The sequence below is a fragment of the Streptomyces sp. NPDC056486 genome, assembly GCF_042795295.1.
GTDB lineage: Bacteria > Actinomycetota > Actinomycetes > Streptomycetales > Streptomycetaceae > Streptomyces.
In genome coordinates, this window is the sequence record NZ_JBHTSF010000001.1 from 21,437 (window position 1) to 47,949 (window position 26,513).

Sequence of the window (26,513 nt, forward strand, 5' to 3'; positions counted from 1 at the left end):
AGCCCTCGTGGATTTCGGATTCTCGCCGCGCGCGAGTGAACTCCAGGACCGCATGCGGTCGTTCATGGAGCAGTACGTCTTTCCCGCGGAAGCGGTGTACGACCGTCAGCTCGCCGAGGCCGACGACCCGCACGCCCTGCCGCCGATCATGAGCGAGCTGAAGGAGAAGGCGCGCGCCGAGGGCCTGTGGAACCTCTTCATGGCCCACGGCGACTGGGGCGCCGGGCTCACCAACCTGGAGTACGCGCCGCTGATGGAGCTGGCAGGACGCTCGATCATCGGCCCCGAGGTGTTCAACTGCTCGGCGCCCGACACCGGAAACATGGAACTGCTCGCGCTGTACGGCACACCCGAGCAGCAAGAGCGTTGGCTGAAGCCGCTGTTGGAGGCGGACATCCGCTCGTGCTTCGCCATGACCGAACCCGAGGTCGCGAGCTCCGACGCGCGCAACATACAGACGCGCATCACCCGCGACGGCGACCACTACGTCGTCAACGGCCGCAAGTGGTACACCTCCGGGATCCTCGACCCCGACTGCAAGCTGATCATCCTGATGGGCAAGACCGACCCCGGCGCGCCCACCTACCGGCAGCAGAGCATGCTGCTCGTCCCCCGTGACACCCCGGGCGTCACCGTCGTGCGCGACCTGCCCATGTTCGGCTACACCGACCGGTGCGGACACGGCGAGGTCCTCTTCGAGAACGTCCGCGTGCCGGTGGATCACATCCTCGTGGGGGAAGGGGAGGGCTTCGCTCTCGCCCAGGGACGTCTGGGCCCTGGGCGCATGCACTACGCGATGCGCGCCGTGGGATTCGCCGAGCGTGCCCTCCAGCTCATGTGCGAGCGGACGACCGAGCGCGTCGCCTTCGGCGGGCCGCTCGCCGACCGGGGCGTGGTGCGCGAGTGGATCGCCCACAGCCGAATCGAGATCGAACAACTACGCCTGCTCGTGCTGAAGTCGGCGTGGCTGATGGACACCGTCGGCAACGCCGCCGCCCGCATGGAGGTCGCCGCGATCAAGGTGGCTGCCCTCGACGTCGCCCACAAGGTCGTCGACCGGTCGGTGCAGGCGCACGGCGCGGCAGGGGTCAGCGACGACACCGTACTGGCCCGGCTGTACGCGATCACGCGTGCGCTGCGCATCGCCGACGGACCGGACGAAGTGCATCTGCGCACCGTCGCCCGTCAGGAACTCGCCAAGTACCAGAAGACCGACACGAAGACAGAAACGAAGACCGACACGAAGGCAGGAGCGGCGTGAGCACCGACACTCTCGACGGCAAGGTCGCCGTCATCACCGGCGGTTCGCGCGGTATCGGCCTCGGCATCGCCACCGCCTACCGGGCGGCCGGCGCACACGTCGTGATCGCCGCCCGCAAGGCCCCAGGCCTTGCCGACGCGCGCGAGGAACTTTTGCGCGTCAAGAGCGACGCAGACGTGCACACCGTCGTCGCCAACGCCGGCGAACCCGACCAGGCCGACGCCTGCGTCGACGAGACCATGACGCGCTTCGGGCGTCTCGACATCCTGGTCAACAACGCGGCGACCAACCCGTACAACGGAGACCTGCTCGACCTGGACCTGCCACGCGCGGAGAAGACCGTACGCGTCAATCAGTACGGCATGATCGCCTGGACCCGCGCCGCCTGGCGGGCCTGGATGGCCGAACACGGGGGAGCGGTCATCAACATCGCCTCCGTCGGCGGGCTGATCGTCGACCCGCACATCGGCTACTACAACGCCACCAAGGCGGCCATGCTGCACATGACACGGCAGCTCGCCTACGAACTCGGGCCACGGGCGCGGGTGAACGCCATCGCGCCCGGCCTCATCAAGACGGAGCTCGCGCGGGCGGTGTGGGAGGTCCGCGAGCCCGTCCTCACCGCCAAGCTGCCCCTGCGGCGCCTCGGTACGGTGCAGGACGTGGCGAACGCGGCGCTGTTCCTCGCGTCCGATGCCTCCTCATGGATGACCGGCCAGACGCTGGTACTCGACGGCGGGGCCACCGCTCTCCCCATCGGGGTGGACGAGACCGGGGTGGACGAGTGAGCACACCACGCCCCGCCGCCGAACTGTTCTCGCTCGAAGGCAGGACCGCCGTCGTCACCGGGGCATCCGCAGGGCTCGGCGCGCGCTTCGCGACCGTCCTCGCGCAGGCCGGTGCCACCGTGTTCGCCGCGGCCCGCAGGGCCGACCGGCTGAAGGAGCTCGCCGACACCGACGCCCGGATCCACCCCGTCGCCTGCGACGTCTCGCTGGAGGCCGACCGAACGAGGCTGGCCGAAGCAGCGCTCACCGCCACGGGACGTATCGACATCCTGGTCAACAATGCGGCCATGTCCGGCGAGACGCGTGCCGAGGACGAGACCCCGGACGCCTTCGCAGACGTCCTCGGCGTCAACCTCACCGCGCCCTTCCACCTTGCCCGGCTCACCGCCGAGGCTCCCGCCCCCGCCACGGGCAAGAGCATCATCAACGTCTCCTCCATCCTCGGGCTCGTCTCGGGTGCCCCGCTGGGTGGCGCGAGCTACTCCGCGTCCAAGGCCGGACTCATCGGCCTGACAAGGGAGTTGGCCGGTCAGTGGGGCAGTACCGGAATTCGCGTCAACGCGCTCGCGCCCGGCTGGTTCCGCACCGAGATGACGGCGGAGCTCTTCGGCGACGAGCGCTCGCGCCGCTGGGTCGAGCGCAATACGCTGCTGCGCCGCGGCGGCGACGGGGAAGAGCTCGACGGCGCGCTGCTGTTCCTGGCCTCCGACGCCTCCACGTACTGCACCGGGCAGGTCCTGACCGTCGACGGCGGATGGACGGCGCGATGAGGGTCGGCATCGAGATACGCGAAGACGGCCTGGCGCAGGTCACTCTGCGCCGGGGTGACGCGGGCAACGCCATCGACCTGGAGATGGCGCGCGGGCTCCTGGACGCGGCCCGGGCCTGCGCGCGCGAGGACGTACGGGCCGTACTCCTCACAGCAGAAGGAAAGTCCTTCTGCGTCGGCGGCGACCTCGGGGAGTTCTCCCGGCTGAGCGGCGACGCACTGGAGAAGCACCTCTTCGCGGTCACGGACGCGCTGCACGACGCCCTGCGTACGTTCGCCGGGCTCGACGCGCCCATGGTGGCCGCCGTGCAGGGCGCCGTCGCCGGTGCGGGCATCGGCCTCGCCGCCGCCGCCGATGTGACGCTCGCCGCCGACAACGCCTCGTTCACCGCCGCGTACACCGGGATCGGCTACTCGCCCGACGCCGGAGTCAGCTGGTTCCTGCCGCGCCTCGTCGGGCCCAAACGGGCACTGGACCTGCTCCTCACGAACCGTCGGACAACGGCGTCGGAAGCCGCGGCGATCGGACTCGTGAGCCGCACCGTCGCCCCCGGCGAACTGGCCGCTGAGGCGTCGCGCACGGCCGATGCCCTGCTGCGCGGACCCACCGCGGCCTTCGGCGCGACCCGGCGGCTCGTCTCCGCGGGCCTGACCTCGGAGCTCGGCCCGCACCTGGACCGCGAGGCCCGTGCGCTGGCCACCGCCGCCGGCGGCGAAGAGGGCCGCGAGGGAGTTGCCGCCTTCCTCGGCAAACGGGCGCCCGACTTCCCGCGCGTCGCGCCCCAGCACTGACCCGCTCACATCGAACCCATGGAGCCCACCGTGTCGGAAGCCTTCATCGTCGGAGCCGTCCGTACCCCCGTCGGCCGCCGCAAGGGCACGCTCAGCGGCGTGCACCCCGCCGACCTCGGCGCGCATGTACTGCGTGCCCTCCTTGAACGTACCGGCGTCGATCCTGGTGCCGTCGACGACGTGTACTTCGGGTGTGTCAGCCAGATCGGCGCGCAGACCGGAAACCTCGCCCGCACCTCCTGGCTGTCGGCGGGGCTGCCCCAGCACGTGCCCGGCACCACCATCGACCGGCAGTGCGGCTCGTCCCAGCAGGCCGTCCACTTCGCCGCACAGGCCGTGGGCTCGGGCGCCGCCGACCTGGTGGTGGCAGGCGGGGTGGAGGTGATGAGCCTGGTGCCCATCGCCAGCCCCATGTTCGTCGGCGAACAGGCTGGTCTCGGCAGTCCCTTCGCCGGCGAGGGCTGGCGCGAACAGTTCGGGGACCAGGAGGTCTCGCAGTTCCGCGGCGCCGAGCTGATCGCCGAGAAGTGGGGCGTCACCCGTGAGGACATGGAGGGATTCGCGCTCACCAGCCATCAGCGGGCCCTTGCCGCACAGGCCGACGGAGTCTTCGACGAGGAGATCGTCCCGGCCTTCGGGCTCACCGCCGACGAGGGGCCGCGCGCCGACACCACGCTCGCGAAGATGGCGGGCCTCAAAAGCCTCACCGAGGGCGGCCGCCTTACCGCTGCTGTCGCCAGCCAGATCTCCGACGGCGCCGCCGCCCTCCTGATCGCATCCGGCGATGCGGTACGCCGCCACGGCCTGACCCCTCTCGCGCGGGTGCACAGCATGGCCGTGACCGGCTCCGACCCGATCCACATGCTGACCGGACCGATCCCCGCCACCGAGCAGGTCCTGAAGAAGGCCGGTCTCGACCTCGACCGGATCGATCTGATCGAGATCAACGAGGCCTTCGCCTCCGTCGTCCTCGCCTGGCAGAAGGAGACCGGCGCCGACCCCGAGCGCGTCAACGTCTTCGGCGGCGCCATCGCGCTCGGGCATCCGCTGGGGGCCACGGGCGCCCGGCTCATGACCACGCTCGTTCACCAGTTGCGCAGGACCGGCGGTCGCTATGGTCTGCAGACGATGTGCGAGGGCGGCGGCATGGCCAACGCCACCGTGCTCGAGCGCGGGTGAAGCAGTCGGTTGGCCGATCGGTTCTCTGGCCGGTCGGCCGGTTGGCAACTGAGTTCAAGTTGGGTTTACTCTCGGGTACGACCACGGCAGGTGACGGCCAGGAGAGATGTAATGACGAGGATCGCTGAACCGGAGGCGGGGCCGCGCTCGAAGCGCGCCGCCATTCTCACGGCCGCCGTGGACTGCTTCGGCGAGGTCGGCTTCGAGGCCACCAAGTGGTCCACGGTGGCCGAGCGGGTAGGCATCGGACAGACCGCGCTCTACCACTACTTCGAGTCGAAGGCGCACTGCCTGCTCACGATCATGCGGCTCGAACTGGAGCGCTCGCACGACCGGTTCGCCGAGGCGACCAAGGACGTGGAGGAGCCGGTCGATGCGCTGCGGGCCGCGGTGCGCGCGGCATACGAGGTCTCGGAGCACGAGGTCCTGCAGATGCGCATCCTGCAGAACCACATGGACCTGCTCTCCGGATCGCGGCGGTCCAAGCGTGAGGAGGCCGAGCGCGTGGCGGCCCGCCAGCTGGTCCAGGTCGTCGAGCGCGACTGGACGAACCTGCTGGTGAAGGGGATGTCGCAGGGTGCGTTCCCGCTGCGCGACGCCCAGTTGCTCGGAGCGGGCGTGCTCGGTCTGATCGTCAGCGTGTGGCGGTGGTACCGGCCTTCCGGGCCGACCCCGCTGCCGGAGATCAGCGAGCTGATCGAGGGCGCCTGCGTGCGTATGGTCGCCACCTGACGCGTTTCCCCCCCCGTCCACCACGGGCCCCCTGACGGATATCCGGCAGGGGGCCTTGTGCTGTCCGCATGTCCGCCGTCGGGTGCCGCCAAGTGCGCGCCGATCGGGATGTGACCGGCCATTGCCAGGCGTGTTTCTCCGGGATTAACATCCTACTGAACTGAACTTGACTCAGGTTGATCTGAGGAGGGGCATGCGACCACGTACGACACGCACGCTCATCGCCGCACTCGCCGCGATGCTCGCCCTGGTGGCGAACGCGTGCAGCACCGGGGACCCTTCGACGGGGGACGGCAAGGTCATCAAGATCGGCGCGTGGTTCCCGCTCACCGGTCCCCTCGCCTCGTTCGGAATCCCCGAAAGGGCGGGTGCCGACGCGTACTTCAAGTCGGTCAACGCGCGGGGAGGGATCAACGGGCGCAAGATCGACTGGGTCGTCAAGGACAACGCCAACGACCCGCAGCAGACCGTCCAGATCGCCCGCCGGCTCGTCGACCAGGAGGGGGTCGTGGCGATCGTCGCGACCAACGGCACCTCCCAGACCCAGGCCACGTTCCCCTTCGTGCTCCAGCAGTCGAAGGTGCCGGTCCTCAACACGCTGGGCGGCGACGAGTCCTGGTACGAGCCGGCCCGCGACGGCCTTTTCGGTCTCCAGACGCTGTACGAGGACCAGGCAGCCGCACTCGGGGAGTGGGTGGTGCGTGACGGGGCGAAGAAGGTCGTCGTCGTGCACAGCGATCCGGCGGCGTTCGTGAACGTGGGCAAGGAGATCGAGCCCGCGGCCCGCAAGACCGATCCGTCGGTCCAGGTGAAACGCCTTTCGGTGAAGTACCAGACCACGGACTACAGCCCGGTGATCAGCAAGGTCAAGGCAGCCAGGCCTGACGCCGTCGTGCTGATCCTGACCGCCGCCGAGACCGCGGCCTACCTCAAGGAAGCGAAGCTGCAGAGGCTCGACGCCCAGGCGTACGGCTACGCACCCGTGGCGGCACAGGCCACACTGACGCTGTCGGGCAAGGCGGCCGACGGGCTCAAGGCGCTGCAACTGGTCAAGTCGCCGCACGACGACGACCCGGCCATCAAGGAGTTCCGCGCGGCGATGGCGAAGTACGAGCGGGGGCACCCGGCCGACTTCATCACCTTGTGGGGCTGGGCCGCGGCGAAGGCGTTCGTCGAGGTCGCGAAGACCATCGACGGACCCGTCACCAGCGAGTCGCTGACCAAGGCCTACAAGAACGCGCGCCACGTCGACACGGGCGTGGCCCCGGTTCTCGACTTCGGTGCCGGACGGCACCTCGGCACCCGTGACCTACAGAAGGTCGTCGTCAGGAACGGCCGTTGGGAGTCGCAGGGCGACTTCTTCACGCCTCCTGTCCGCGACTGACATCCCCGCACCCCGCAGCGAAAGGACCTTCATGGCCAGCGTGTTGCCCGCCTACATGGCACGGATGGACGGCGACGACCCCGAGCAGGCACTCGAACTCCTCGAACCGGACTTCCGCTTCCTCATCGCCCTGCCGGGCCGTGAGGCGACCGGACGGTCCAAGGAGGACTTCGCCGCCTATATCGCGGGGCGCAACGCCGTGGCGAGGGAGCACAGGATCCTTCGCAGCAGCTCCGACGGCGATCTGGAGACCGTGTACGGAGTGGTGACCGAGTCGGGGAAGACCGTCGGGTCCTTCCTGTCGGCGGCCGTCGTCACGCCCGGGGGGCGCATGGCCCGCTACCAGTCGTACTTCACCACGACGTACGACCTCATCGACCTGCCGGAGTGACTGCCATGACCGAGACGTCCACCGCCGCCGAACCAGCGGCCGCTCCCGCCCCCTTCCTGACCGCGTGGTTCGAGATCCTCGACAGCGACGAACCTGACCGGATCCTCGACCTGGTCAGCGACGACTTCTCCCTCTCCATCCTGTTCTCCACCGGGGACGGGCGGGCGACCGACTTCGCCGGGGACCGCGCCGCGCTGGTCGGCTACCTCGAACAGCGCGAACGGGGTACGCGCACCCACCATCTCCTGTCCGCGACCACCCTCGGCCAGGACGAGCTCTTCCTCGGCGAGGTGCGCCGCGACGGCGTGCCCGAGGCGAGCTTCGTCGCGGCCGGGCGGGTGGACGACAACAATCGGCTGCAGCGTCTGCTGATCGGCCGGTCGTCCGAGATCCGGTTTCCCTGACCTGGTCACGTTTCGCGACAACTCGATACGTACGGAGGACAGTTATGTACAACCTCGTCCTGCTGGCAGCCCGGCCACCGGAATGGACGCACGAGCGGTTCATCGCATGGTGGCGCGGCGACCACGCGGAACTGACCTACCGCCTGCCCGGACTGCGCGCCTGGCGGCACACGGAGATCGGCAAGGCTCTGGAGCCGCGCTCCGAGGGCTGGGACGGGCTCTCGGTGCTCAGCTTCGACTCGCCCGAGGATCTGAAGAAGGCCCTCGCGAGCCAGGAGTGGGCCGACGCGGTCGCACAGGTCGGAGACATGAAGGGCCGCCGTATCGCGGTGATGGGCAACGAGGCGGAGATGTTCACCGGCTGAGGGCGCCGCTTCACCCGTTCCCCAGTTCGTCGGCACGGCACGCACCACAGGGTTCGTCACAGAGCTCGTCACGGAGTTCGGTACAGCGTAGCGAGGAAGCGGGATGCGACAGGTAGCGCAGGAGTTTCAACACAGGGCCGAGCAGGCGGACTTCGTCGCCGTCATCGACGACACAGGTCCTCATACGGCGCGCGAACTGCTGGCCGAGGCGGCCCGGCTCGCGGAGGCGATGTTCCCCGACGGGGCAGGCGGCACCGTCATGCTCCAGGCCGACAACTCATGGCGCACCGTCGCCGGCACGCTGGCCGTGGGTCTCAAGGGCGGCGTCCTCGCGGTGGTCAACCGGCACACCACGAGCGCCGAGTTCGCCGCGGCCTTCGCCGACATCCGCCCGGACGCCGTCGCGGCCGAGCCATCGGCGATGCACGAATGGGGGGTGACCGGGCTGCTGCCGGAAAGCGGGGCGGGCCCGGTCCTCGACGGCTGGGCCTGCCGGTCCGCGCCCGGACCGCACGACGTGTCGCGCTGGGCGGGCGGGGTGCTCATCGGACTGACCTCTGGCTCGACCGGCCGCCCCAAGGGCGTGGTGCAGTCCGAGGCGGCCCTGCGTTACGCAGGGGAGAGCACCATCGAGATCAACGGACTGCATCGCGGGGACGCGGTGGCCGCGATCGTGCCGCTGTCGTCGACGGCCGCGTACTGCTTCGGCGTCCACCTGTCCCTCCTGCTCGGCGGACCGCTCGTCCTGACGGAGCGGTGGGAACCGGCCGTCGCTCTACGGCGCATGGCGGACGCCGCCGTCCGGTGGACCATGTGCGTACCGACCATGGCGCTCCAGATGGGCGCGGCGGCGGCGGCGGGCTCCGGTGCCCTCGAAGGAGTGCGCGCGATCACCGTGGGCGGCGGCCCGATGGACCGGGGGGCGCTCGCCCGCGCCGAACAGTCCCTGGGCACGAAGATCCTCCGCGTCTTCGGCATGTCCGAGTGTCTGGGCCACACATCGCCGGAACCCGAAGAACCCGAGGAGATCCGGCTCGGCCGGGACGGCCGGCCCTTCCCCGGCACGGAACTGCGCGCGCTCACCCCGGACGGCGAGGCGGCGGGTCCTGGCGTGACAGGGCGGGCACAGGTCCGCGGTCCCTCCCTCTTCCTCGGGTACGCCCGTGACGGCGCCGTCGAACCGCCCGGCCTCACGCAGGACGGCTACTTCCCCACCGGGGACCTGCTGATGACGTACGAGGACGGCACCGTGGCCATCATGGGCCGCGAGAAGGACATCATCATCCGCGGCGGCCGCAACATCGACATCACCGAGATCGAGCGGGCCGTCGCCGCCTACCCACGCGTGGCCAGGGCCTGCGTCGCCGCAGTACCGGACGAGGTGCTCGGCGAACGCATCGCCCTGCTCGTCGTCACCGAGGACGGCGCCGGAATGGACCTGGCGGAGGTGACGGGGCATCTGGAGAGCATCGGCCTCGCCAAGACCAAATGGCCCGAATTCGTCTACGACATCGAAGAGTTGCCCCAGACGAAGGTGGGCAAGCTGGACAGGTCCGGGGCCCGCGAACTGGCCCATCGGCTGCGTACGACCTGCGCGCAGCCGCAGGGCGCGGCCCGCACCACGACGGACCAGGGCAGTTCAGCAAGCGACAGCGAAGGAGAGTCATGACAAAGCGGTTCGACCAGGGCCCGTGGGCCGAAGCCGGAATCCAGACCGTGCAGCCCGGCGTGCACCGTGTCCCCCTGCCGCTGCCCAACGACGGGCTGCACGCCGTCAACGTCTATCTGCTGGAGAACCTGGCGGACGACGACGGCATCGTCATGATCGACGGCGGCTGGGCGATCCCCGAGGCGCGCAAGGCGCTGGAGGAGGCCTTGGCGGCCATCGGCCGGGATCTCGGCGACATCAGCCACATCCTGGTCACCCACATCCACAGTGACCACTACACGAACGCCGTGGAGCTGCGCCGACTCCTCGGCTCGCGCGTGTACCTGGGGGCAGGCGAACAGCCGGGCATGGAGATACTCCACCGGCTGCGCAGCGACGTACCGGCAGGCTCGCTTGAGACGCTGCGCAGGGCGGGCGCGGACGAACTGGCCGACCTCGTCCAGGGGATGGACCACGGCGGCTACGACCCGCGTGTGTGGGAGGCGCCCGACCAGTGGCTCGGTGCGGAAACCCTCCGGTTCGGCGACCGTGAGCTGCGCGTCGTGCCAACTCCCGGACACACCAAGGGACATGTGGTCTTCCTCGACGAACAGCGAGGGCTGCTGTTCTCCGGGGACCACGTCCTGCCGCACATCACCCCGTCCATCGGCTTCGAGCTGGCCGAACCCGGTGGCCGCCCGCTCGCCGACTACCTGGACTCCCTGCGGCTGATGACCCAGTACGCCGACACCCGTCTGCTGCCCGCGCACGGTCCGGTGTCCGACAGTTCGCACACCCGGGTCGCCGAGCTGCTCACACACCACGACAACCGCCTTGCCCAGAGCCTGAAGGCACTGGGGGAGCGCACCCTGGACGCCTACGCGGTGGCGCGCGAACTGGGCTGGACGCGCCGCGAGGTGCCGTTCGGCGAGCTCAGCGCGTTCAACCAGATGCTCGCGGTCAACGAGACGGCGGCGCATCTGGACGTCCTCGTGCTGCGCGAGCGGGTCACCCTGGTGCACAAGGACGGGGTGGACCAGTACACGCGCGTGCGGTGACTCCGTACGGGAGCCGGCGCAAGGCAAGAGACAGGGAGGGCACGGCAGTTGCCGCGCCCTCCCTCTGCCGTCACGTCCTCTGCCGTCCCGTCCTCTCCTGTGCTGTCCCCTTCTGTCAGCGGGCCGTCCAGCCGCCGTCCACGTACAGCTCGGAGCCGGTGACGAAACTGGAGTCCTCCGAAGCGAGGAACGCCACGGCCCCCGCGACCTCGTCGGGCCGGCCGAGCCGCCCCATCGGGGTGCCATCGAGCATCGCGGTGTGCCGGGGCGTGCCGCGCCACAGTTCGCGTGAGAGGGGCGTCTCGATGAAGCCGGGGTGGACGGAGTTGACGCGGACGCCGCGCGTCGCCCAGTGGAGCGCGGCGTTCTTCGTCATCAGGCGGACCGCTCCCTTCGCGGCGTGGTACGAGAACTGACTGCCGAAGCCGCCGACCGTTCCGAAGATCGACGCGATGTTGACGATCGAGCCGCCCCCAGAGCGCTCGATCGCGGGCCCGGCGTGCTTCATGCCGAGCCAGACGCCGCCTTGGGTGACCGCGATGACCTTGTCCCAGGACTCCTGGGTCTCGGTCTCCACGGTCCGCATCTCGGCGATGCCCGCGTTGTTGACGAGCAGGGACAGACCGCCGAGGTCGGCGACCACCCGCTCGATCGCCTCACGCCAGGCATCCTCGTCACTGACGTCAAGGGCGAGGCCGAGCGCCCGCGCTCCGTCGGCGGTCAGCTGCTTCGCGAGCTCCGTACAGCGATCGGCGTCCACGTCGGTGACCACCACCGTGGCCCCCTCGGCGGCGAGTCTGCGGGAGACGGCATCACCTATTCCGCCGGTCGCACCGGTGACCAGGGCGATGGTTGCGGACAGTCGGTCGGACACGGGGTCTCCTTCGTTCGATGGTGCGGCGGTGCGGTGATGTGCGGTGGTCACGGCAGAAGCCGCAACCCCGAGCGAAGGAGCGCGGGGACCGCGGAGCCGACGTGCTCGAAGCCGGTGCCCACCGTCTGCCCCGCGAGGAAGCGGGCGTGGATGCCCTCCGCGATCACGGCGAGCTTGAAACAGGCGAGAGCCTGGTAGTAGGGCAGGCAGGTGATGTCCCGGCCGGATGCCGCGGCGTACCGCTCGGCCAGCTCGGGCCCGGAGAGGAAGCCGGGATTGGCGGTCGGCACATGGCGCGCCCCCAGGACCGGCTCGCAGGCCGGGTCCCAGTACATGAGCAGCATGCCGAGGTCGGCGAGAGGATCGCCGAGCGTGGCCATCTCCCAGTCCACGATCGCCGCGATCCGCCCGAAGTCACCCGGCGCCAGAAGGGTGTTGTCCAGGCGGTAGTCGCCGTGGACGATCGCCGGTGCGCCGCTCGCGGGCAGGGCGCGGGCGAGCCGTGTGTGCAGGGCGTCGAGGTCGGGCAGTGCCCGGGTGGCGACCTTGTCCCACTGCCCGCGCCACCGGCGCACCTGCCGCTCCAGGTAGCCGTCGGGGCGGCCGAAGTCGCCGAGCCCGATGGCGGCGGCATCGACCGAGTGCAGCGCCACCAGGGCGTCGACGAGTGCTTCGGCGGCATGCCGTGCGTCGGTGTGCGGCAGCGCGGCGGCCTCGTCTCCGTCGCGCAGCACCGTCCCTTCCACGAACGCGACGACGCAGAACGGCGCTCCGATCACGGCCGGGTCCCGGCACGACAGGACGGCTTCGGCGACCGGTACCCCGGTGCCTGCCAGCGCGGCGACGACGCGGTACTCACGGTGCATGTCGTGGGCGGTCGGCGTCAGCACGCCGAGCGGTGGCCGACGGAGCACCCACTGGTGCGTCCCGTCGCTCACGCGGTACGTCAGATTGGAACGCCCGCCGTGCAGCGGCTCGATCCGGAGCGGGCCCGCGCACTGCGGGACGTGACGCTCGAAGTAGCGCTGCAACGCGGGCAGATCGATGCCGACGACGGCCGCATCGGAGGCGCTCACCGTTCGGCCCGCCGCTCCCTGGCCACCCGCACCGCGCGTTTGGCGATGGCCCAGCGGTGCGTCTCGGATGGACCGTCGTAGATACGGAACGGACGCACCTCCCGGTACAGGCGCGACAGCGGGGCGTCCCCCGAGATGCCGAGCGCGCCGCACACCTGCACGGCCCGGTCGACCACCCGGTTCACCGCCTCGGACACGTACGTCTTGGCGATCGAGGTGTGCTGGGCGGCCGAGCGGCCCTGGTCCAGTTCCCAGCAGGCGCGCCACAGCACCGCTCGGCTGGTCTCGATGTCGATCTCGGAGTCGGCCAACAGCTGTTGCACCATGCCCAGTTCGGCCAGCGGCCGTCCGAAGGCCGAGCGGTCGGCCGCGCGCTCAAGGGCGATGTCCTGCGCACGCCGTGCCACTCCGAGCCAGCGCATGCAGTGGGTCATCCGGGCGGGTCCGAGGCGCACCTGCGCATACGCGAAGCCCTTGTCGACCTCGCCGAGGACGGCACTGTCGGCGACCTCGCAGTTCTCGAACACCACCTCGCTGTGCCCGCCGAACAGGCCCTGGTCAAGCGTGTCGATGTTCCGGACGATCTTCATGCCCGGGTTGTCGGCCCGGACGAGGAACATCGTCGCGCCGCCCGCGTCTCCGGCCGCGCCGCTGGTGCGGGCCATGCAGATGGCGAAGCCCGCCCCGTCCGCGCCGCTGATGAACCACTTGCGGCCGTCGATCCGCCAGCCGCCGTCGATCCTCGTGGCGGTCGTGGCGAGCGCACGGGGGTCGGATCCGGCACCGGGAGCCGGCTCGGTCATCGCGAAGCACGAACGCGCCTCGCCCGCTGCCAGGGGGCGGAGGAACTGCTCCTTCTGCTCGTCGGTGGCGACTACTTCGAGCAGATGCATGTTGCCCTCGTCGGGCGCCGCACAGTTGAGTGCGAGCGGCCCGAGGAGCGAGTACCCGGCTTCTTCGAACACCACCGCCTGCCCGCACATATCGAGCCCGAGACCGCCCCACTCGGCACCGACGTGCGGGGCGAACACCTCTGCCGCGCGAGCGGCGTCCTGAAGGCGGCGGCGCAGCGGTTCAGGGCCGGCGTGGATGTTCCCGTCGCATGCCTGTTCCTCGGGGATCGCCACATCCCGTACGAACTGCGCGGTGCGACGCGCGATGACGGCCGCTCTCTCGTCGATCTCGAAGGAGATGGACACGCACCCTCCCGAATTCAGTTCAGCTAATGACCATTAGCCATGACAGGCGAGGTTGATGTCTGTGTCAAGGGTGTGAGCCCAGCTATGCTCGAATCGCTTCACGGTGGAGCGTGGCTAATGATCGATAGCTTGGAGGGGTACGTGGATGCGGTGGATGCAGTACAAGACGGGCCGTACGAGCGCCCGCACCGCCCGGCACGGCCCGCGGAGGAGTCCCCGGCGGACCGCCGGTCGGGCATCCGGCTGGCCGCGCTGAGGCTGTTCGCCGCGCAGGGCTACCGGTCCACGACCATGACCGACATCGGGGCCGCTGTCGGCATGCGCGGCCCGAGCCTGTACAAGCACGTGGCCTCGAAGCACGAGCTCCTCGCCGAGATCATGGTCGGCACGATGGAACAGCTCATCACGGACAACATCGCGGCCGTCTCCGGGACCGACGACGTGCGCGAGCAGCTGCGTCGTTCCGTGGAAGCGCACATCCGCTACCACGCCCGCCACCGCCTGGAAGCGTTCGTCGGCAACCGTGAGATCGGCAATCTGGAACATCCCGACCAGGAGCGGGTGCTCGGCCGCCGCAGCGACTACGAACGCCGCTACCGCGAACTCATCGAGCGGGGGGCGGCCGAGGGGGTGTTCGAGGTGCGGTCGGCCAGAATCGCCTCGTACTCGATCCTGGACATGGGGATCGGTGTGGCCAGTTGGTTCCACGAGGGCGGCGAGTTCTCAGTCGACCAACTCGCTTACCAGTACGGCGACATCGCACTGCGCATCGTCGAAGCGAGGCCGCCGCGCCGCAGGGGCGAAGCGGAACCGAACTGACCGTCAGGCCTGCGCCGTGGGACGGACGACGATCTCGCTGACGTCGACGCCATCGGGCTGCTCGATCGCATAACCGATGGCGGAGGCGATGGCGGAGGGCGGCATGGCGATCTCGTCGCGCTGCTTGATCAGTGCCGCTGCGGCTTCGGGGCTCCCACCCTTGCCCACACCCTCCGTGTTGGTGAAGCCCGGCGAGACGAGGGTGACGCGCAAGTCGGGTCCTGACTCCTGTCGCAGCCCTTCGGTCAGCACCTTCACCGCCGTCTTGGTGGCCGCGTAGACGGCCTGGGGGGACTTCACGACATAGGCCGCGGTGGAGGCGACATTGACGAACTGCCCGGAGCGCTGCTGCCGGAAGACGGGCAGCGCCGCCCCGATGCCGTTCAGGAGGCCCGTGATGTGGGTGGCGACCATGGAGTCCCAGTCGTCCTGGCGCAACTCGTCGAAGGGCGAGACCGCCATGGTGCCGGCGTTGGAGACCAGGACATCGAGCCGCCCGAAGCGGTCGACCGCCGCATCGGTCAGGTGCTTGAGGTCTTCGCGGCGCGTGACATCGACGACGACCCCGACGGCCGAGCCGCCCTGTTCCGTGATGCGATCCACCACCGCGTTCAGCCGGTCCTCCCGCCGGGCTCCGAGTACCAGGTGGGCTCCTTTTCCGGCGAGGTGGATCGCCGTGGCCTCTCCGATGCCGCTGCTGGCGCCCGTGAGTGCGATGACTTTGCCCTTGATGCCTGACATGACCAGTCCTTCCGGGAGGCGCGAGGGATGTGCGCAGGCCTGTTTGATGACCTAAAGTGAAACTGGGGGTGCCTCCACTTAGTGTTGAACGATAAGTGGGCACGCCTCCGTTTAGCAAGCCGGAGAGGCTGAGAAGAGCAGGCCGGAGAGTCCGAGAAGGGGAGGCAAGCGCTGATGGCCGAGGAGGCGCAACGACCGCTGAGGGCCGACGCACGGCGCAACCGGGAGAAGATCCTCACTGCGGCGGTGCGCGTGTTCGCAGGGGAGGGGCTCGACGCCCACTTGGAGCGCATCGCCAAAGAGGCGGGGGTGGGCAGTGCCACGCTGTACCGCAACTTCCCCACCCGCGAAGCGCTGGTCGAGGCCGTCTACCGCAACGAGGTGGCCCAGCTGTGCGACGCGGCTCCCACCCTGCTGGCGACGGAGCCGCCCCTTGAGGCCCTGCGTGCCTGGACGCGTCTCTTCCTCGACTACGTGACGGCCAAGTACGGCATGATCGACGCCCTGCGCGCCATCGCCGCGACGGGTGGCAACCCGTACGGTCACAGCCGGGAAATGATCCGGGCGGCCCTGAGCACCCTCATGGACGCGTGCGCGGCCGCCGGGGTGATCCGCACCGACATCAGCCCCACCGACATCAGCGCGGCTCTCGAAGGTATCGCCCTCACCTCGGGGAGCCCCGAACAACGGCCGCAAGCAGAACGCCTGCTCGACCTCACCCTGGACGGCCTGAAGACCTCCTGACCATCCGCTGCCCCGAAGCGATGGCCGGTCCCGTTCCACCACGGGACCGGCCGCCCCTGCATGGTGACGATCTAGACGATGCCCTGGGCCGACATGGCGTCCGCGACCCGCAGGAAGCCCGCGATGTTGGAGCCGAGCACGTAGTCGTCCGGTGTCCCGCTGTACTCCTCGGCGGTCTGGCGGCACTGGGCATGTACGTTGCGCATGACGGCGGCGAGACGGCTCTCCGTCTCCTCGAACGCCCACTGGTCCCGCGCCGCGTTCTGCTGCATCTCAAGTGCCGAGGTGGCGACGCCGCCCGCGTTGGCCGCCTTGCCCGGGCCGAAAAGGACTCCGGCCTCGTGGAACAGCTGGACCGCCTCGGGCGTGCACGGCATGTTCGCGCCCTCGGCGACGGCGAGCACCCCGTTCTTGATCAGCGCGACGGCGTCCTCGCGGCCCAGCTCGTTCTGGGTGGCGCACGGCAGGGCGATGTCGCAGCGCAGGTCGTACACGGTGCCCCGGGCCGAGAAACGCGCGGTCGGCTTCGCCTCGGCGTAGGCGGACAGGCGGGCGCGACGTACCTCCTTGATCTCCTTGAGGAGTTCCAGGTCGATGCCGTCCTCATCGACGATGTAGCCCGAGGAGTCGGAGCAGGCCACGACGAGACCGCCAAGGGCGTGCACCTTCTCGATGGCGTAGAGGGCGACGTTCCCGGAGCCCGAGACCACTACCCGGCGCCCCTCGAAGTCGTGGCCGCGGGTGGCGAGCATCTCCTGGGCGAAGTAGACCGTTCCGTAGCCGGTGGCTTCGGTGCGGGCGTGCGAACCTCCCCAGGCCACCGGCTTTCCGGTCAGGACGCCCGCCTCGAAGCGGTTGGTGATGCGCTTGTACTGGCCGAAGAGATAGCCGATCTCACGGGCGCCCACACCGATGTCGCCGGCCGGCACGTCGGTCCGCTCGCCCACGTGGCGGTGGAGTTCGGTCATGAAGGACTGGCAGAACCGCATCACCTCGCCGTCGGAGCGCCCGCGGGGGTCGAAGTCCGCGCCCCCCTTGCCGCCGCCGATGGACATGCCGGTCAGCGCGTTCTTGAAGATCTGCTCGAACCCGAGGAACTTCACGATGCCCAGGTTGACGCTCGGGTGGAACCGCAGGCCGCCCTTGTACGGGCCGAGCGCGCTGCTGAACTCGATCCGGAAGCCGCGGTTGACCCGCACGTCACCGTGGTCATCGACCCACGGAACCCGGAAGGCCAACTGCCGCTCGGGCTCGCACAGTCGCTCGACGATCCCCGTCTCCACGTACTCCGGATGCCGTTCAAGGGCGGGCGTGAGGGAGGAGAGGACCTCGGTGACCGCCTGGTGGAACTCCGCCTCTCCGGGATCGCGGCGGCGGACCTGCGCGTGGACGGCCTCGATGTGCGCGCTGACATTCATGGACGCTTCTCGCCTTCTCTGTTTCGTGTCGGGCGTCGGCCACAAAGACACTGGACGGCTGGCAGTTCAGCACGGATGCGGCGACGGGTGCGCCGGTGAGGCGTGTGAAGTCGCACACGGCACGGATTCGGCACAAAGACTGCGATTCGGTGGTGACTGTGGTGGCGACCGGGACCGATGCCGATGCCGATGCCGATACCGTCTGGTGAGGTCCGGACGTTCACGCCTTCACGGGCTCGCCCCGTCGAACCCGTAGTGCAGCGGTTCGTCCTGCACGCGCAGGTCGCGCCGGTACACGTACAGCGCTTCGGCCCGCAGGCCGTCCGGCCCGTCCTCCTCCACGTCGCACGGCCGGGTGACCTGCACCACCGGCGGTCTGTCCGTGACGTGCAGGCGCAGTCCATGGGCGGGTCCGCCCTGGAGGAGGGCGAGTTCGCGGACTGCCTGGCCATCTGCCTGGCCATGGATGTTCACGGACGTAGCTTTCAGCATTGCGCAATCCTTGAGTTGATGTGATGCGGGGCGGCGCGCGGTCAGGTGGCGTCAGGGTCGAAGGCGGCGTGCGGGCCCCCGGATGCCGCTGTGGGCTTCGACAGGTTGACGTCGGGCGGCGGGGTGGCGTCGGCGCTGCGGGCCGGTTGGGCGGTGACTGCGGTGGCGGCGCCCCGCAGGGCGTCGGCGGTGGCGGCCAGTTCGCGTCGGGGATCGAGCGCGTCCCGGATGTCGGTGAGCTCGCGACCGAGGTCGCCTCCGCCGTTCAGCACATGCTTGCGCACGAACGTCTTCGGATGCAGATCCCGGGCGTCGAAGTCCTGGAACTCCGGGCCGAGTTCGGAGCGGATCTCGTCCTGCGCGCTCTCGGAGAACGCGCGGATCTTACGCACCGTGCGCGCCGCGTTCTGCAGAAACTCCGGCAGCTTGTCCGGCCCGAACAGCAGCACGCCGATCACCGCGATCGTGATCAGCTCCATGGGCCCCACGTCCGCGAACATCCGGCACTCCTTGCCTCACGGTGTGGCGTGCCATCGCCACCCATACTTTATCTATTGCGCAACCATGGAACCATTGCTGCTCCGGCGACGTTGTCCCGGGTAAGAACACGCCGTGCACAACGGCTCGAACGATGGAGGTAATTGCAGTGGGAGTTTCCCTGGCCAAGGGCGGCAACGTGTCACTGAGCAAGGAGGCGCCGGGACTGACCGCGGTGCTGATCGGCCTGGGCTGGGACGTGCGTACGACTACGGGTGTCGACCATGACCTCGACGCGTCCGCCCTGCTGTGCGACGGGTCCGGCAAGGTCGTGTCGGACCGGCATTTCGTCTTCTACAACAACCTCACCAGCCCTGACGGCTCGGTCGAGCACACCGGTGACAACCTCACCGGTGAGGGCGAGGGCGACGACGAGAGCGTCAAGGTGAACCTCGCCGCTGTGCCTGCCGAGGTCGAAAAGATCGTCTTCCCGGTGTCGATCCACGACGCCGAGTCGCGCGGGCAGAGCTTCGGGCAGGTCAGCAATGCCTTCATCCGCGTGGTGAACCAGGCGGGCGGTGCCGAGATCGCTCGCTACGACCTGTCCGAGGACGCCTCCACCGAGACCGCGATGGTCTTCGGTGAGCTCTACCGCCACGGGGGAGAGTGGAAGTTCCGTGCCGTCGGTCAGGGCTACGCGTCGGGGCTCGCGGGTATCGCGTCCGACTTCGGAGTGAACGTCTGACCCGTCCCTGCCCTGTCCCTGCCCCGCGCGACCGTACTGCTGTACTGCCGTACTGCCGCATTAAGGAGAAGACACTCACATGTCCGTGAACCTGGCCAAGGGCCAGCAGATCAGTCTGAGCAAGTCCGAGGGCCCCGCGCTCACCGTCGTCCGCATGGGCCTGGGCTGGCAGGCCGCACCCCGCAAGGGGTTCCTCGCCAAGCTGACCGGCTCCCGAGAGATCGATCTCGACGCGTCGGCCGTGCTCTTCGCCGGGCAGAGTTACGCCGACGTCGTCTTCTTCCGTCACCTGGTCAGCAACGACGGGTCCGTGCGGCACAGCGGCGACAACCTGGTCGGCGGCAGTGGTCAGGGCGACGACGAATCCATCGCCGTGGACCTTCAGCACGTTCCCTCGCAGGTGGACCAGATCGTCTTCACCGTGAACTCCTTCACGGGCCAGACCTTCGCCGAGGTGAGCAGCGCCTACTGCCGTCTGCTGGACGAGGCGACGGGCCAGGAGCTCGCCCGCTACACGCTCGCCGGTGGTGGCAGCCACACCGCGCAGATCATGGCGAAGGTTCAACGGGCCGACGGTGGCTGGCGGTTGACGGCAATCGGCGAGCCGGCGACCGGTCGCACCTTCCAGGACCTGATGCCCGCGATCAGCCGCCACCTGTAAATCGCCGGTGTGCGGTGAGCCGCCGGGTGTTTTCGTGCCGTGGAACCCCGGCGGCCGGGCGGCAGGCGGCCTGATGGTGGCGGCATGCTCACCGTCCATCAAAGAAAAATGTGATTCTGCGATAGACCATTGTGACAGCGGTGCATCGTTGCTACGTTTCCGGCCATGGCGAAAGACCACTCCAGTTCTCCGGCCGAGGTCGGCGCGCGGTTGCGCCGCCGTAGAAAGGCCCTGCATCTGACGCTCAAGGAAGTGGCCGAGCAGAGCGGACTCACCGAGGGGCATCTCTCCCAGGTCGAGCGCGATCAGGCCAACGCGAGCGTGCGCACCCTGCAGCGGTTGTGCGAGGTCCTGAAGCTGAACGTCGGTGACCTGTTCGACCACGGGGAGAGCGCGGGCGGCCCCGTCCTGCGGTTCCGTGACACCCACGGCATGTCGTTCGGAGACGGCGCCACGAAGATCAAGCTCACCCCCGGATCCTTCGACCACCTGGAAGTGCTCCTCGGCCACTTCACGCCAGGAGGCTCCACCGGAGTCGATCCCTACACCCACGGCAGTTCCGAGGAGTTGCTCCTGGTGCTGACCGGCGAGGTGGACGTCTGGGTGCGGGGTCAGAGTCACAGGCTCTCCGCCCTCGACTCGATCCACTACCACAGCAGCGACCCCCACCGGGTCGCTGAGGCAACGGGTACGGACGAAGCCAGAGTGCTGTGGACCATGGCGCCTCCCACCTACTGAGCGCACGCGCTGATCCGACCTGACGAACTCGCGCCGCCGCAACGCCGCACCACCGCATGCCCAAGGAGCCACGGATGACCGCCTACCGCAACGGCGAGATATCGCACTGGATGAGAGCCTCCCGGACTCCGGGCGCCCCGTCTGAACGCGAAGCTCAACTACCCGACGAGACACAGGACTTCGTCATCGTCGGCGGCGGTCTGACCGGACTCTGGGCCGCCTACCACGCCGCCTTGGAACACCCCACAGCGAAGATCACCGTCCTGGAGGCGGAAGAGGTCGGTCATGGGGCCTCGGGGCGCAACGGCGGCTGGCTCTCCCCGCTCATCCCGGGCAACCGGGCCGTATACGCGAAGGCCGCGCGCAAACGGGGTCAGGACGGTGCCGCCGCCGTCGTCTCCTTTCAGCGTGCGATGGACGCCGCCGTCGACGACACCCTCGGCATCCTCGAGAACGAGGGGATCCAGGCGGACCAGCAGCGCGGCGGACACCTGCGCGTGGCCACCACCCCCGCGGCGATGAAGCGCCTCGAACTCACCCACGCCGCAGACCTGGCGAACGGCTACCGCGCCGAAGACCTCGAAATCCTCGACGCCGACGCCGTCAACAAGCGGATCGCCGTTCGCCCGGCGCTCGGCGGCCTGCTCACCCGCACCACGGCACGCGTCGACCCGGCCAAGCTCGTCCACGGCCTCGCCGATGTCGTGACCGCCAAGGGCGTACGCATCCTGGAGCACACCAGGGCCACCCGTATCGCGCCCGGAGCCGTCACCACGTCACGCGGCACCGTGCGCGGCACAACGATCTTCACGTGCCTGGAAGCCTATTCGGGACAGGTCGACAGCGACGTCCGCGCTCTCGGCGCCCGCGAGGTCATCCCGGTCAACTCCTCGATGGTCGTCACCAACCAGCTCCCCGACCACGTGTGGGAACAGATCGGCTGGCAGGGCCGGGAATGCCTGGGCGACGCGGCCCACACCTTCGTCTACGCACAGCGCACCGAGGACGGCCGCATCGCCATCGGCGGGCGCGGAACCCCCTATGCCTTCAACTCCGGCACCCCCGGTCAGGGGCGCGTGGACGACCGCACCGTGCGGACCCTCAGCGAGCGGCTCCAACTCTTCTTCCCCGATGTGCGGTTCACCGTCGAGCACGCCTGGCGGGGCGCCATCGGTGTGACCCGCGACTGGTGTGCCGGTGTCACCTTCGACCCCGCAACGCGGATCGGTGTGGTCCGCGGCTTCGCCGGCCACGGCGTCACCGCCACACAGCTCGCGGCACGCACCCTCCTCGACCGCGCCGAGGGGCGCGACACCGACCTGACCCGGCTGCCCTGGAACGACCACGACTCCGGCCGCTGGGAACCCGAACCCCTGCGCTGGGTCGGCGTGCACGCCATGTACCGGCTCTTCGGCGTCGCCGACCGCTGGGAAGAGAAGCGGCACTCCCAGAACACCTCGCTCATCGCCCGCGTCGGCTCCCGCCTTGCAGGACTCAGCGAATGACGGGCACCCCCGCACCGTCCACGGCTCGCCGCGACGGCACCGACCCGACCTCGGCCGACGCGAACGGGCGTTCCCTCCGGCGCGGCCTGTGGAGCATGGCCTTCACCGAGTTGTGGGAGCGCTACTCGTTCTACGGTCTGCAGGGCATCCTCTCCTTCTACCTGCTGTACGAGGTGGCGGACGGTGGCCTGGCCCTCGATCCGGCCGTGGCTTCGGGCATCGTCGGCGCGTACGGCGGCGCGGTGTATCTGTCACAGCTCCTCGGCGCCTGGATGGGGGAGCGCCTGGCAAGCCCGCGGAACATGGTCCTGTACGGCGCCGCGGTCATCACCGCCGGACATGTGGTGCTTGCCTTCGCGCCGGGCCTCGCGGGCCTGGGTGCCGGACTGGTGTGCATCGTCCTCGGCACCGGTGCGCTGAAGACGAACATCACCTCGATCGTGGGCTTCGTCCTGGACCAGAATCCGGACGAGCGGTACCGGGACGCCGGGTTCTCGTACTTCTACATGGCCATCAACATCGGTGCGGTCCTCGGCCCGCTCACCACCGGCCTCGCCCAGAACGAACTCGGCTTCCACTACGGCTTCGGGCTCGCCGCGATCGGCATGACCGGCGCGCTCGTGCAGTACGTGGTGTCGATGAGGCACCTCCCCGAGCGGGCCCGCATCGTCAACAACCCTCTCCCGGCGAGGCGTCGGCCGTTGCTGGCCGTGGGCGCCCTGGGGTTCCTCCTTGTCGTGGGCGCCGCCGTTGCCGCCGGGCTGCTGCGGGCGGAGAACCTGTCCACGGTCGTGACCGTCTCAGCGCTGGTGGCCGCTGCCACGTACTTCTTGACCATGACCACGTCCAAGACGGTCACGCGTGACGAACGTCGGCGCATCCTCGGCTACCTGCCGCTGTTCCTGGCCTCCGGTGTGTACTTCGGCTTCCTCTTCCAGAAGTTCACGGCGATCTCGATCCTCATCACCGAGCGCATCGACCTGCACATCGGCGGCTGGACCTTCCCCGTCGCCTGGATCACGACCGTGAGTCCGCTCGCCGCGGTACTCATCACGCCACTCATCGCCAGAATGTGGAGCCGCCTGGGGGAGCGCCAGCCGGGACCGGTCACCAAGGTCGCCGTCGGCCTGGTCCAGATCGGCTGCGCCTACCTGTTCCTGCTCGTCCTGTCCGAAGCCACCGGGAACGCGGAGATCCCGCTGTTCCTCATCCTGGTCTTCATGATGGCGGCCGGTTCCTCGGAGGTCTTCGTCGGGCCCATCGGCCTGTCCTTGGCCACGCGGATCGGCCCGGAGGCATTCCGTTCCCAGATGGTCGGCCTCAACTTCCTCACCCTCGCGCTGGGTTCGTCGCTCGCTGGCCTGCTCGGCCAGCTGTTCACCGCGATCGACAACGCCTCCTACTTCACGATCACCGCTGTGATCGGCATCGGCATCGGCCTGACCCTGCTCGCCACCCGCAAGCCGCTGCAACGTCTGCTGCACGCGGGACTCGCCTGAGAACTGAACCCCGTCATCGGGCGTGGTGGTTCGGCGACAGGATGTCGTGGGCCCTGTGTCCCAGTACGAGATCGTCGTCGCGGTCGATCCACTGGCGGCGCAGTACGGACAGAGCGATCAGGGTGTTCAGGCCGTTGAGGCCGGGGAGCGCGCCGAGGTCGTCGGTGACGAACCTGGACAGGTGGTCCTCGTCGGTGAAGACGCCGTGGTGGAGGATCGAGGCAGGCCCTGCGGTCATGACGGTGAACCGCGCGCAGGAGTGCTCACCGAGTGCGGCAAGCACGGCGGGGATGTGCCGCGGCTGGACGTCGAGGGTGAACAGCGCGGTGATCGGGAACCCGAGGACGGCCGGTTCGATCTCCACGCGAGGGCGGACGGCACCTGATTCCAGGAGCGACTGGATCGTCCGGTAGGCGGTGGACCGGCTGACGTCGAGTTCGCGGGCGACCTGCGCCGCGGAGATCCGACTGTCCTCGATCAGCAGCTGGAGCGTCCGGAACTCGATCTCGTTGAGCGGCCCGACGCTGCTGGGGGCCGCATCGGGGAGGGCGTCGGCCTGCTGGCGCAGCTCGTCCGACTGCCGGGCGGTGAGCCGGTCGAGCCGCCAGGTGAACGCTTCGCGGGCAGAGCGCAGTACCAGGTGCGACTGGATGGACGCGATGCCGGGGATCTCCGGCAGCGTCCGGGTCAGCAGACGGCGCGTGTCCGTGCCGGGCAGGGGATAGAGCGTGCAGTAGATGTCCGAGTCGCCGGTGGTGGTGATGAGCGACTGGGCCTGCGGCACCTGCTGAATGGCCGCCGCGACGTCGACAGTGGCGCCGGGTCGGCACTTGATCCACACCACGTAGGGGTTGCCGGTGGTGAGGAGCGACCAGTGCACGGTGCCGATGAAGCGCAGGAGCCCGACCTGCTGCAGCCGCTGGATGCGCCGCCCCGCCGTACTGGCCGAGGTGCCCAGGATGTCGGCGACCGTGTTCAGCGGCGTTCGGGGCGCGATCTGCAGCGCAGCCACCAGATCGAGGTCCGCGTCATCGAGCCCATGCTCCATCTCTTGCATGCACACAGCCTACACAGAACGATTCTGTCGTTAGACATTTGATGCTTGACACAAATCAGCGTGACGCTGTCTTATGGCGAGCCATAACGCCACTGATCAGCAGCGGGAGGCTCTCATGACCGAGGTGACGACGAAACGACGGCGTTCGCCGACGACCGTGATCCTGCGTGTGCTGGACTTCGTGGACCGGGCGGGGAACAAACTGCCGCACCCGTTCTGGCTGTTCGTGATCCTGAGCGGGATGATCGTGGTGGCGAGCTGGCTGCTCGCCACGCTCGATGTCTCGGTGGTCTCACCTGCCGACGACAAGGTCATCGGCGTCAAGAGCATCGTGTCCGACGCCGGTGTGGAGATGGTCCTCGGCGACCTGATCACGAACTTCGTGAACTTCCCGCCGCTTGGGCTGATCGTCGTGGTCATGCTCGGCGTCGCGATCGCGGACGGCACGGGTCTGCTCCCCGCACTGATGCGCGCCGCGCTCGCCCGGGTCCCGGCCAAACTGGTGACCTTCGCCGTGGCGCTGACCAGCATGTTCTCCCACGTGGCCGGAGACGCCGCGTTCGTGGTGATGATCCCGCTCGGCATGATCGCGTTCCGCGCGGTGGGCCGCAGCCCGATCATCGGCGCAGTCGTGTCGTACGTGGCTGTGGGCGGCGCGAGCAGCGTCAGCCCGGTGATCGAAGGGTCCGACGCGATCTTCGCAGGCCTGACCACTTCGGCGGCGCACACCATCGACCCGTCCTACTCGGTCACCCCGGTGTCGAACTGGTACTTCTCCGCGGTGTCCTGCCTGGTGCTCGCGGTCGTGATCACGATCGTCACCGAAGCCGTCGTAGCGCGCCGGGTCGCCGCGATGAACGCCGCCGAGCCGGAGCTGACCGACGTCGACGAGCTGCCCGACATGACCCTGTCCGACGACGAGCGCAAGGGCGTACGCCGGGCGATCGCCGCCGGAGCGCTGTACGTGGCCGCGGTGATCCTCGCGATGCTGCCCACCGGCTCGCCCCTGCGCGGAGAAGGCGGTTCCATCGTGGAATCGCCGCTGCTCGACAACGTCGCCGTGGTGCTCATGGTCTTCTTCATGATCATCGGCACCGTGTACGGGCTGACCGTACGCACCATCACCGCCGCGCAGGACATCCCGGACCTGATGGGACGAGGTTTGCGCGAACTGGTCCCGGTCCTCGTGCTGTTCTTCGCCGTCTCGCAGTTCCTCGGCTACTTCAAGTGGACCAACATCGGGCAGGTCATCGCGATCTCCGGCGCCAAGGTGCTCGACTCGCTCGGCGCGCAACCCGTGGTGATCTTCGTCGGCGCGGTGCTGCTCGTCAGCCTGCTCAACCTGTTCCTCACCAGCGGCTCGGCGATGTGGTCCCTTGTCGCACCGGTCCTGGTGCCGATGCTGATGCTCCTGAGCATCCGGCCGGAGACCACCCAGGCGCTGTTCCGTATCGCCGACGCGCCCACCAACAGTCTCAGCCCGATGAGCCCGTACTTCGTCATCGCGCTGGGGTTCATCCGCCGCTACCGGCCGTCCGCGGGGATCGGCACGCTGATGTCCCTGGTCCTGCCGCTCGCCGTGGTCAACCTCGTCGTATGGCTGGCGATGTTCCTCGCCTGGTACGCGCTCGGCATCCCGCTCGGCCCCGGCGTCCCCGTCCGATAATCCCGCACCCCACAGCCCGATGCATCCCTGA

The 26,513-nt window shown here is 69.1% G+C and carries 28 protein-coding genes; 20 read left to right on the plus strand and 8 right to left on the minus strand.

Annotated features, from left to right (window positions below):
* Positions 1–7: 7 nt before the first annotated feature.
* The 12 genes from ACFQ7F_RS00085 to ACFQ7F_RS00140 all read left to right on the plus strand — a co-directional run bounded on the left by ACFQ7F_RS00085 (position 8) and on the right by ACFQ7F_RS00140 (position 10,771).
* On the plus strand, positions 8–1,261 hold the full coding sequence (locus ACFQ7F_RS00085) for an acyl-CoA dehydrogenase family protein (protein WP_383263639.1): 1,254 nt from the start codon (positions 8–10) through the stop codon (positions 1,259–1,261).
* Positions 1,258–2,049: an SDR family oxidoreductase gene (locus ACFQ7F_RS00090; protein WP_383263641.1), complete on the plus strand. Its 792-nt coding sequence runs from the start codon at positions 1,258–1,260 to the stop codon at positions 2,047–2,049. Before ACFQ7F_RS00085 ends, ACFQ7F_RS00090 begins: the two co-directional genes overlap by 4 nt.
* A complete protein-coding gene (locus tag ACFQ7F_RS00095) occupies positions 2,046–2,819 on the plus strand; it encodes an SDR family NAD(P)-dependent oxidoreductase (RefSeq protein ID WP_383263644.1) in 774 nt (257 codons plus the stop codon). The genes ACFQ7F_RS00090 and ACFQ7F_RS00095 overlap by 4 nt, the downstream gene beginning before the upstream one ends.
* Complete coding sequence (locus tag ACFQ7F_RS00100) at positions 2,816–3,610, plus strand: enoyl-CoA hydratase/isomerase family protein (protein WP_383263647.1); 795 nt, start codon at positions 2,816–2,818, stop codon at positions 3,608–3,610. The genes ACFQ7F_RS00095 and ACFQ7F_RS00100 overlap by 4 nt, the downstream gene beginning before the upstream one ends.
* Positions 3,611–3,640: 30 nt before the next feature.
* Positions 3,641–4,789 carry an acetyl-CoA C-acetyltransferase gene (locus ACFQ7F_RS00105; RefSeq protein ID WP_383263650.1) on the plus strand — a complete coding sequence of 383 codons (1,149 nt, stop codon included), beginning with the start codon at positions 3,641–3,643 and terminating at the stop codon, positions 4,787–4,789.
* A 111-nt stretch (positions 4,790–4,900) separates the two neighbouring features.
* Complete coding sequence (locus ACFQ7F_RS00110) at positions 4,901–5,521, plus strand: TetR family transcriptional regulator (RefSeq protein ID WP_383263653.1); 621 nt, start codon at positions 4,901–4,903, stop codon at positions 5,519–5,521.
* A gap of 193 nt (positions 5,522–5,714) precedes the next feature.
* A complete protein-coding gene (locus ACFQ7F_RS00115; RefSeq protein WP_383263656.1) occupies positions 5,715–6,905 on the plus strand; it encodes an ABC transporter substrate-binding protein in 1,191 nt (396 codons plus the stop codon).
* 31 nt (positions 6,906–6,936) lie between these two features.
* Positions 6,937–7,296, plus strand: a complete 360-nt coding sequence (locus ACFQ7F_RS00120) for a nuclear transport factor 2 family protein (RefSeq protein WP_383263659.1) — start codon at positions 6,937–6,939, stop codon at positions 7,294–7,296.
* Positions 7,297–7,301: 5 nt separating this feature from the next.
* Positions 7,302–7,700: a hypothetical protein gene (locus tag ACFQ7F_RS00125; RefSeq protein WP_383263662.1), complete on the plus strand. Its 399-nt coding sequence runs from the start codon at positions 7,302–7,304 to the stop codon at positions 7,698–7,700.
* Between the two features lie 44 nt (positions 7,701–7,744).
* Positions 7,745–8,065 carry an EthD family reductase gene (locus tag ACFQ7F_RS00130; protein WP_383263665.1) on the plus strand — a complete coding sequence of 107 codons (321 nt, stop codon included), beginning with the start codon at positions 7,745–7,747 and terminating at the stop codon, positions 8,063–8,065.
* Between the two features lie 103 nt (positions 8,066–8,168).
* On the plus strand, positions 8,169–9,734 hold the full coding sequence (locus ACFQ7F_RS00135) for a class I adenylate-forming enzyme family protein (RefSeq protein ID WP_383263668.1): 1,566 nt from the start codon (positions 8,169–8,171) through the stop codon (positions 9,732–9,734).
* Positions 9,731–10,771: an MBL fold metallo-hydrolase gene (locus ACFQ7F_RS00140; RefSeq protein WP_383263671.1), complete on the plus strand. Its 1,041-nt coding sequence runs from the start codon at positions 9,731–9,733 to the stop codon at positions 10,769–10,771. Before ACFQ7F_RS00135 ends, ACFQ7F_RS00140 begins: the two co-directional genes overlap by 4 nt.
* Positions 10,772–10,886: 115 nt before the next feature.
* Here ACFQ7F_RS00140 and ACFQ7F_RS00145 read toward each other — a convergent pair whose 3' ends face one another.
* From ACFQ7F_RS00145 to ACFQ7F_RS00155, 3 genes are read right to left on the minus strand one after another with little or no spacing between them, the layout of a single operon-like run.
* Positions 10,887–11,645: an SDR family NAD(P)-dependent oxidoreductase gene (locus tag ACFQ7F_RS00145; protein ID WP_383263673.1), complete on the minus strand. Its 759-nt coding sequence runs from the start codon at positions 11,643–11,645 to the stop codon at positions 10,887–10,889.
* A gap of 47 nt (positions 11,646–11,692) precedes the next feature.
* A complete protein-coding gene (locus ACFQ7F_RS00150; protein WP_383263676.1) occupies positions 11,693–12,721 on the minus strand; it encodes a phosphotransferase family protein in 1,029 nt (342 codons plus the stop codon).
* Positions 12,718–13,920, minus strand: coding sequence for an acyl-CoA dehydrogenase family protein (locus ACFQ7F_RS00155; RefSeq protein WP_383263679.1), 1,203 nt, complete (start codon positions 13,918–13,920; stop codon positions 12,718–12,720). Before ACFQ7F_RS00155 ends, ACFQ7F_RS00150 begins: the two co-directional genes overlap by 4 nt.
* Positions 13,921–14,070: 150 nt before the next feature.
* Here ACFQ7F_RS00155 and ACFQ7F_RS00160 point away from each other — a divergent pair, with 150 nt between their 5' ends.
* Positions 14,071–14,739 carry a TetR/AcrR family transcriptional regulator gene (locus ACFQ7F_RS00160; protein ID WP_383263682.1) on the plus strand — a complete coding sequence of 223 codons (669 nt, stop codon included), beginning with the start codon at positions 14,071–14,073 and terminating at the stop codon, positions 14,737–14,739.
* A 3-nt stretch (positions 14,740–14,742) separates the two neighbouring features.
* Here ACFQ7F_RS00160 and ACFQ7F_RS00165 read toward each other — a convergent pair whose 3' ends face one another.
* A complete protein-coding gene (locus tag ACFQ7F_RS00165) occupies positions 14,743–15,480 on the minus strand; it encodes an SDR family oxidoreductase (RefSeq protein ID WP_383263685.1) in 738 nt (245 codons plus the stop codon).
* 174 nt (positions 15,481–15,654) lie between these two features.
* Here ACFQ7F_RS00165 and ACFQ7F_RS00170 point away from each other — a divergent pair, with 174 nt between their 5' ends.
* Positions 15,655–16,224, plus strand: coding sequence for a TetR/AcrR family transcriptional regulator (locus ACFQ7F_RS00170; protein ID WP_383263688.1), 570 nt, complete (start codon positions 15,655–15,657; stop codon positions 16,222–16,224).
* Between the two features lie 71 nt (positions 16,225–16,295).
* Here the strand turns inward: ACFQ7F_RS00170 and gdhA are convergent, their stop codons facing one another.
* The 3 genes from gdhA to ACFQ7F_RS00185 form a co-directional block, all read right to left on the minus strand.
* On the minus strand, positions 16,296–17,642 hold the full coding sequence (gene gdhA / locus ACFQ7F_RS00175) for an NADP-specific glutamate dehydrogenase (RefSeq protein ID WP_383263691.1): 1,347 nt from the start codon (positions 17,640–17,642) through the stop codon (positions 16,296–16,298).
* Between the two features lie 228 nt (positions 17,643–17,870).
* The gene (locus tag ACFQ7F_RS00180; protein WP_383263694.1) at positions 17,871–18,134 is read right to left on the minus strand and encodes a hypothetical protein; all 264 of its coding nucleotides are present in this window, start codon (positions 18,132–18,134) and stop codon (positions 17,871–17,873) included.
* A gap of 41 nt (positions 18,135–18,175) precedes the next feature.
* Positions 18,176–18,634 carry a sec-independent translocase gene (locus ACFQ7F_RS00185; protein ID WP_383263697.1) on the minus strand — a complete coding sequence of 153 codons (459 nt, stop codon included), beginning with the start codon at positions 18,632–18,634 and terminating at the stop codon, positions 18,176–18,178.
* Positions 18,635–18,780: 146 nt separating this feature from the next.
* On the opposite strand from ACFQ7F_RS00185, the gene ACFQ7F_RS00190 reads away from it, so the two are divergent.
* The 5 genes from ACFQ7F_RS00190 (at position 18,781) to ACFQ7F_RS00210 (ending at position 23,759) form a co-directional block, all read left to right on the plus strand.
* Positions 18,781–19,356, plus strand: coding sequence for a TerD family protein (locus ACFQ7F_RS00190; RefSeq protein ID WP_383263700.1), 576 nt, complete (start codon positions 18,781–18,783; stop codon positions 19,354–19,356).
* A gap of 79 nt (positions 19,357–19,435) precedes the next feature.
* Positions 19,436–20,017 (plus strand): TerD family protein, encoded by a 582-nt coding sequence (locus tag ACFQ7F_RS00195; RefSeq protein ID WP_383263703.1) that lies wholly within the window; start codon positions 19,436–19,438, stop codon positions 20,015–20,017.
* A gap of 165 nt (positions 20,018–20,182) precedes the next feature.
* The gene (locus ACFQ7F_RS00200; protein ID WP_383263706.1) at positions 20,183–20,755 is read left to right on the plus strand and encodes a helix-turn-helix domain-containing protein; all 573 of its coding nucleotides are present in this window, start codon (positions 20,183–20,185) and stop codon (positions 20,753–20,755) included.
* 74 nt (positions 20,756–20,829) lie between these two features.
* Positions 20,830–22,260 (plus strand): NAD(P)/FAD-dependent oxidoreductase, encoded by a 1,431-nt coding sequence (locus ACFQ7F_RS00205; protein ID WP_383263709.1) that lies wholly within the window; start codon positions 20,830–20,832, stop codon positions 22,258–22,260.
* Positions 22,257–23,759, plus strand: a complete 1,503-nt coding sequence (locus ACFQ7F_RS00210) for a peptide MFS transporter (protein WP_383263711.1) — start codon at positions 22,257–22,259, stop codon at positions 23,757–23,759. Before ACFQ7F_RS00205 ends, ACFQ7F_RS00210 begins: the two co-directional genes overlap by 4 nt.
* 13 nt (positions 23,760–23,772) lie before the next feature.
* Here the strand turns inward: ACFQ7F_RS00210 and ACFQ7F_RS00215 are convergent, their stop codons facing one another.
* Entirely contained in the window at positions 23,773–24,816 is a 1,044-nt protein-coding gene (locus tag ACFQ7F_RS00215; protein WP_383263714.1) for an Lrp/AsnC family transcriptional regulator, read from the minus strand.
* A 115-nt stretch (positions 24,817–24,931) separates the two neighbouring features.
* On the opposite strand from ACFQ7F_RS00215, the gene ACFQ7F_RS00220 reads away from it, so the two are divergent.
* Positions 24,932–26,482 carry an AbgT family transporter gene (locus ACFQ7F_RS00220; RefSeq protein WP_383263717.1) on the plus strand — a complete coding sequence of 517 codons (1,551 nt, stop codon included), beginning with the start codon at positions 24,932–24,934 and terminating at the stop codon, positions 26,480–26,482.
* Positions 26,483–26,513: the final 31 nt, after the last annotated feature.

Excerpts from the sequence above, each read along its gene's own strand:
- ACFQ7F_RS00100 (WP_383263647.1), top strand. The coding sequence starts at position 2,816 with ATGAGGGTCGGCATCGAGATACGCGAAGACGGCCTGGCGCAGGTCACT.
- ACFQ7F_RS00110 (WP_383263653.1), top strand. The coding sequence starts at position 4,901 with ATGACGAGGATCGCTGAACCGGAGGCGGGGCCGCGCTCGAAGCGCGCC.
- ACFQ7F_RS00115 (WP_383263656.1), top strand. The coding sequence starts at position 5,715 with ATGCGACCACGTACGACACGCACGCTCATCGCCGCACTCGCCGCGATG.
- ACFQ7F_RS00120 (WP_383263659.1), top strand. The coding sequence starts at position 6,937 with ATGGCCAGCGTGTTGCCCGCCTACATGGCACGGATGGACGGCGACGAC.
- ACFQ7F_RS00125 (WP_383263662.1), top strand. The coding sequence starts at position 7,302 with ATGACCGAGACGTCCACCGCCGCCGAACCAGCGGCCGCTCCCGCCCCC.
- ACFQ7F_RS00130 (WP_383263665.1), top strand. The coding sequence starts at position 7,745 with ATGTACAACCTCGTCCTGCTGGCAGCCCGGCCACCGGAATGGACGCAC.
- ACFQ7F_RS00135 (WP_383263668.1), top strand. The coding sequence starts at position 8,169 with ATGCGACAGGTAGCGCAGGAGTTTCAACACAGGGCCGAGCAGGCGGAC.
- ACFQ7F_RS00140 (WP_383263671.1), top strand. The coding sequence starts at position 9,731 with ATGACAAAGCGGTTCGACCAGGGCCCGTGGGCCGAAGCCGGAATCCAG.
- ACFQ7F_RS00165 (WP_383263685.1), bottom strand. The coding sequence starts at position 15,480 with ATGTCAGGCATCAAGGGCAAAGTCATCGCACTCACGGGCGCCAGCAGC.
- ACFQ7F_RS00170 (WP_383263688.1), top strand. The coding sequence starts at position 15,655 with ATGGCCGAGGAGGCGCAACGACCGCTGAGGGCCGACGCACGGCGCAAC.
- gdhA (WP_383263691.1), bottom strand. The coding sequence starts at position 17,642 with ATGAATGTCAGCGCGCACATCGAGGCCGTCCACGCGCAGGTCCGCCGC.
- ACFQ7F_RS00180 (WP_383263694.1), bottom strand. The coding sequence starts at position 18,134 with ATGCTGAAAGCTACGTCCGTGAACATCCATGGCCAGGCAGATGGCCAG.
- ACFQ7F_RS00185 (WP_383263697.1), bottom strand. The coding sequence starts at position 18,634 with ATGTTCGCGGACGTGGGGCCCATGGAGCTGATCACGATCGCGGTGATC.
- ACFQ7F_RS00195 (WP_383263703.1), top strand. The coding sequence starts at position 19,436 with ATGTCCGTGAACCTGGCCAAGGGCCAGCAGATCAGTCTGAGCAAGTCC.
- ACFQ7F_RS00200 (WP_383263706.1), top strand. The coding sequence starts at position 20,183 with ATGGCGAAAGACCACTCCAGTTCTCCGGCCGAGGTCGGCGCGCGGTTG.
- ACFQ7F_RS00205 (WP_383263709.1), top strand. The coding sequence starts at position 20,830 with ATGACCGCCTACCGCAACGGCGAGATATCGCACTGGATGAGAGCCTCC.
- ACFQ7F_RS00210 (WP_383263711.1), top strand. The coding sequence starts at position 22,257 with ATGACGGGCACCCCCGCACCGTCCACGGCTCGCCGCGACGGCACCGAC.
- ACFQ7F_RS00215 (WP_383263714.1), bottom strand. The coding sequence starts at position 24,816 with ATGCAAGAGATGGAGCATGGGCTCGATGACGCGGACCTCGATCTGGTG.
- ACFQ7F_RS00220 (WP_383263717.1), top strand. The coding sequence starts at position 24,932 with ATGACCGAGGTGACGACGAAACGACGGCGTTCGCCGACGACCGTGATC.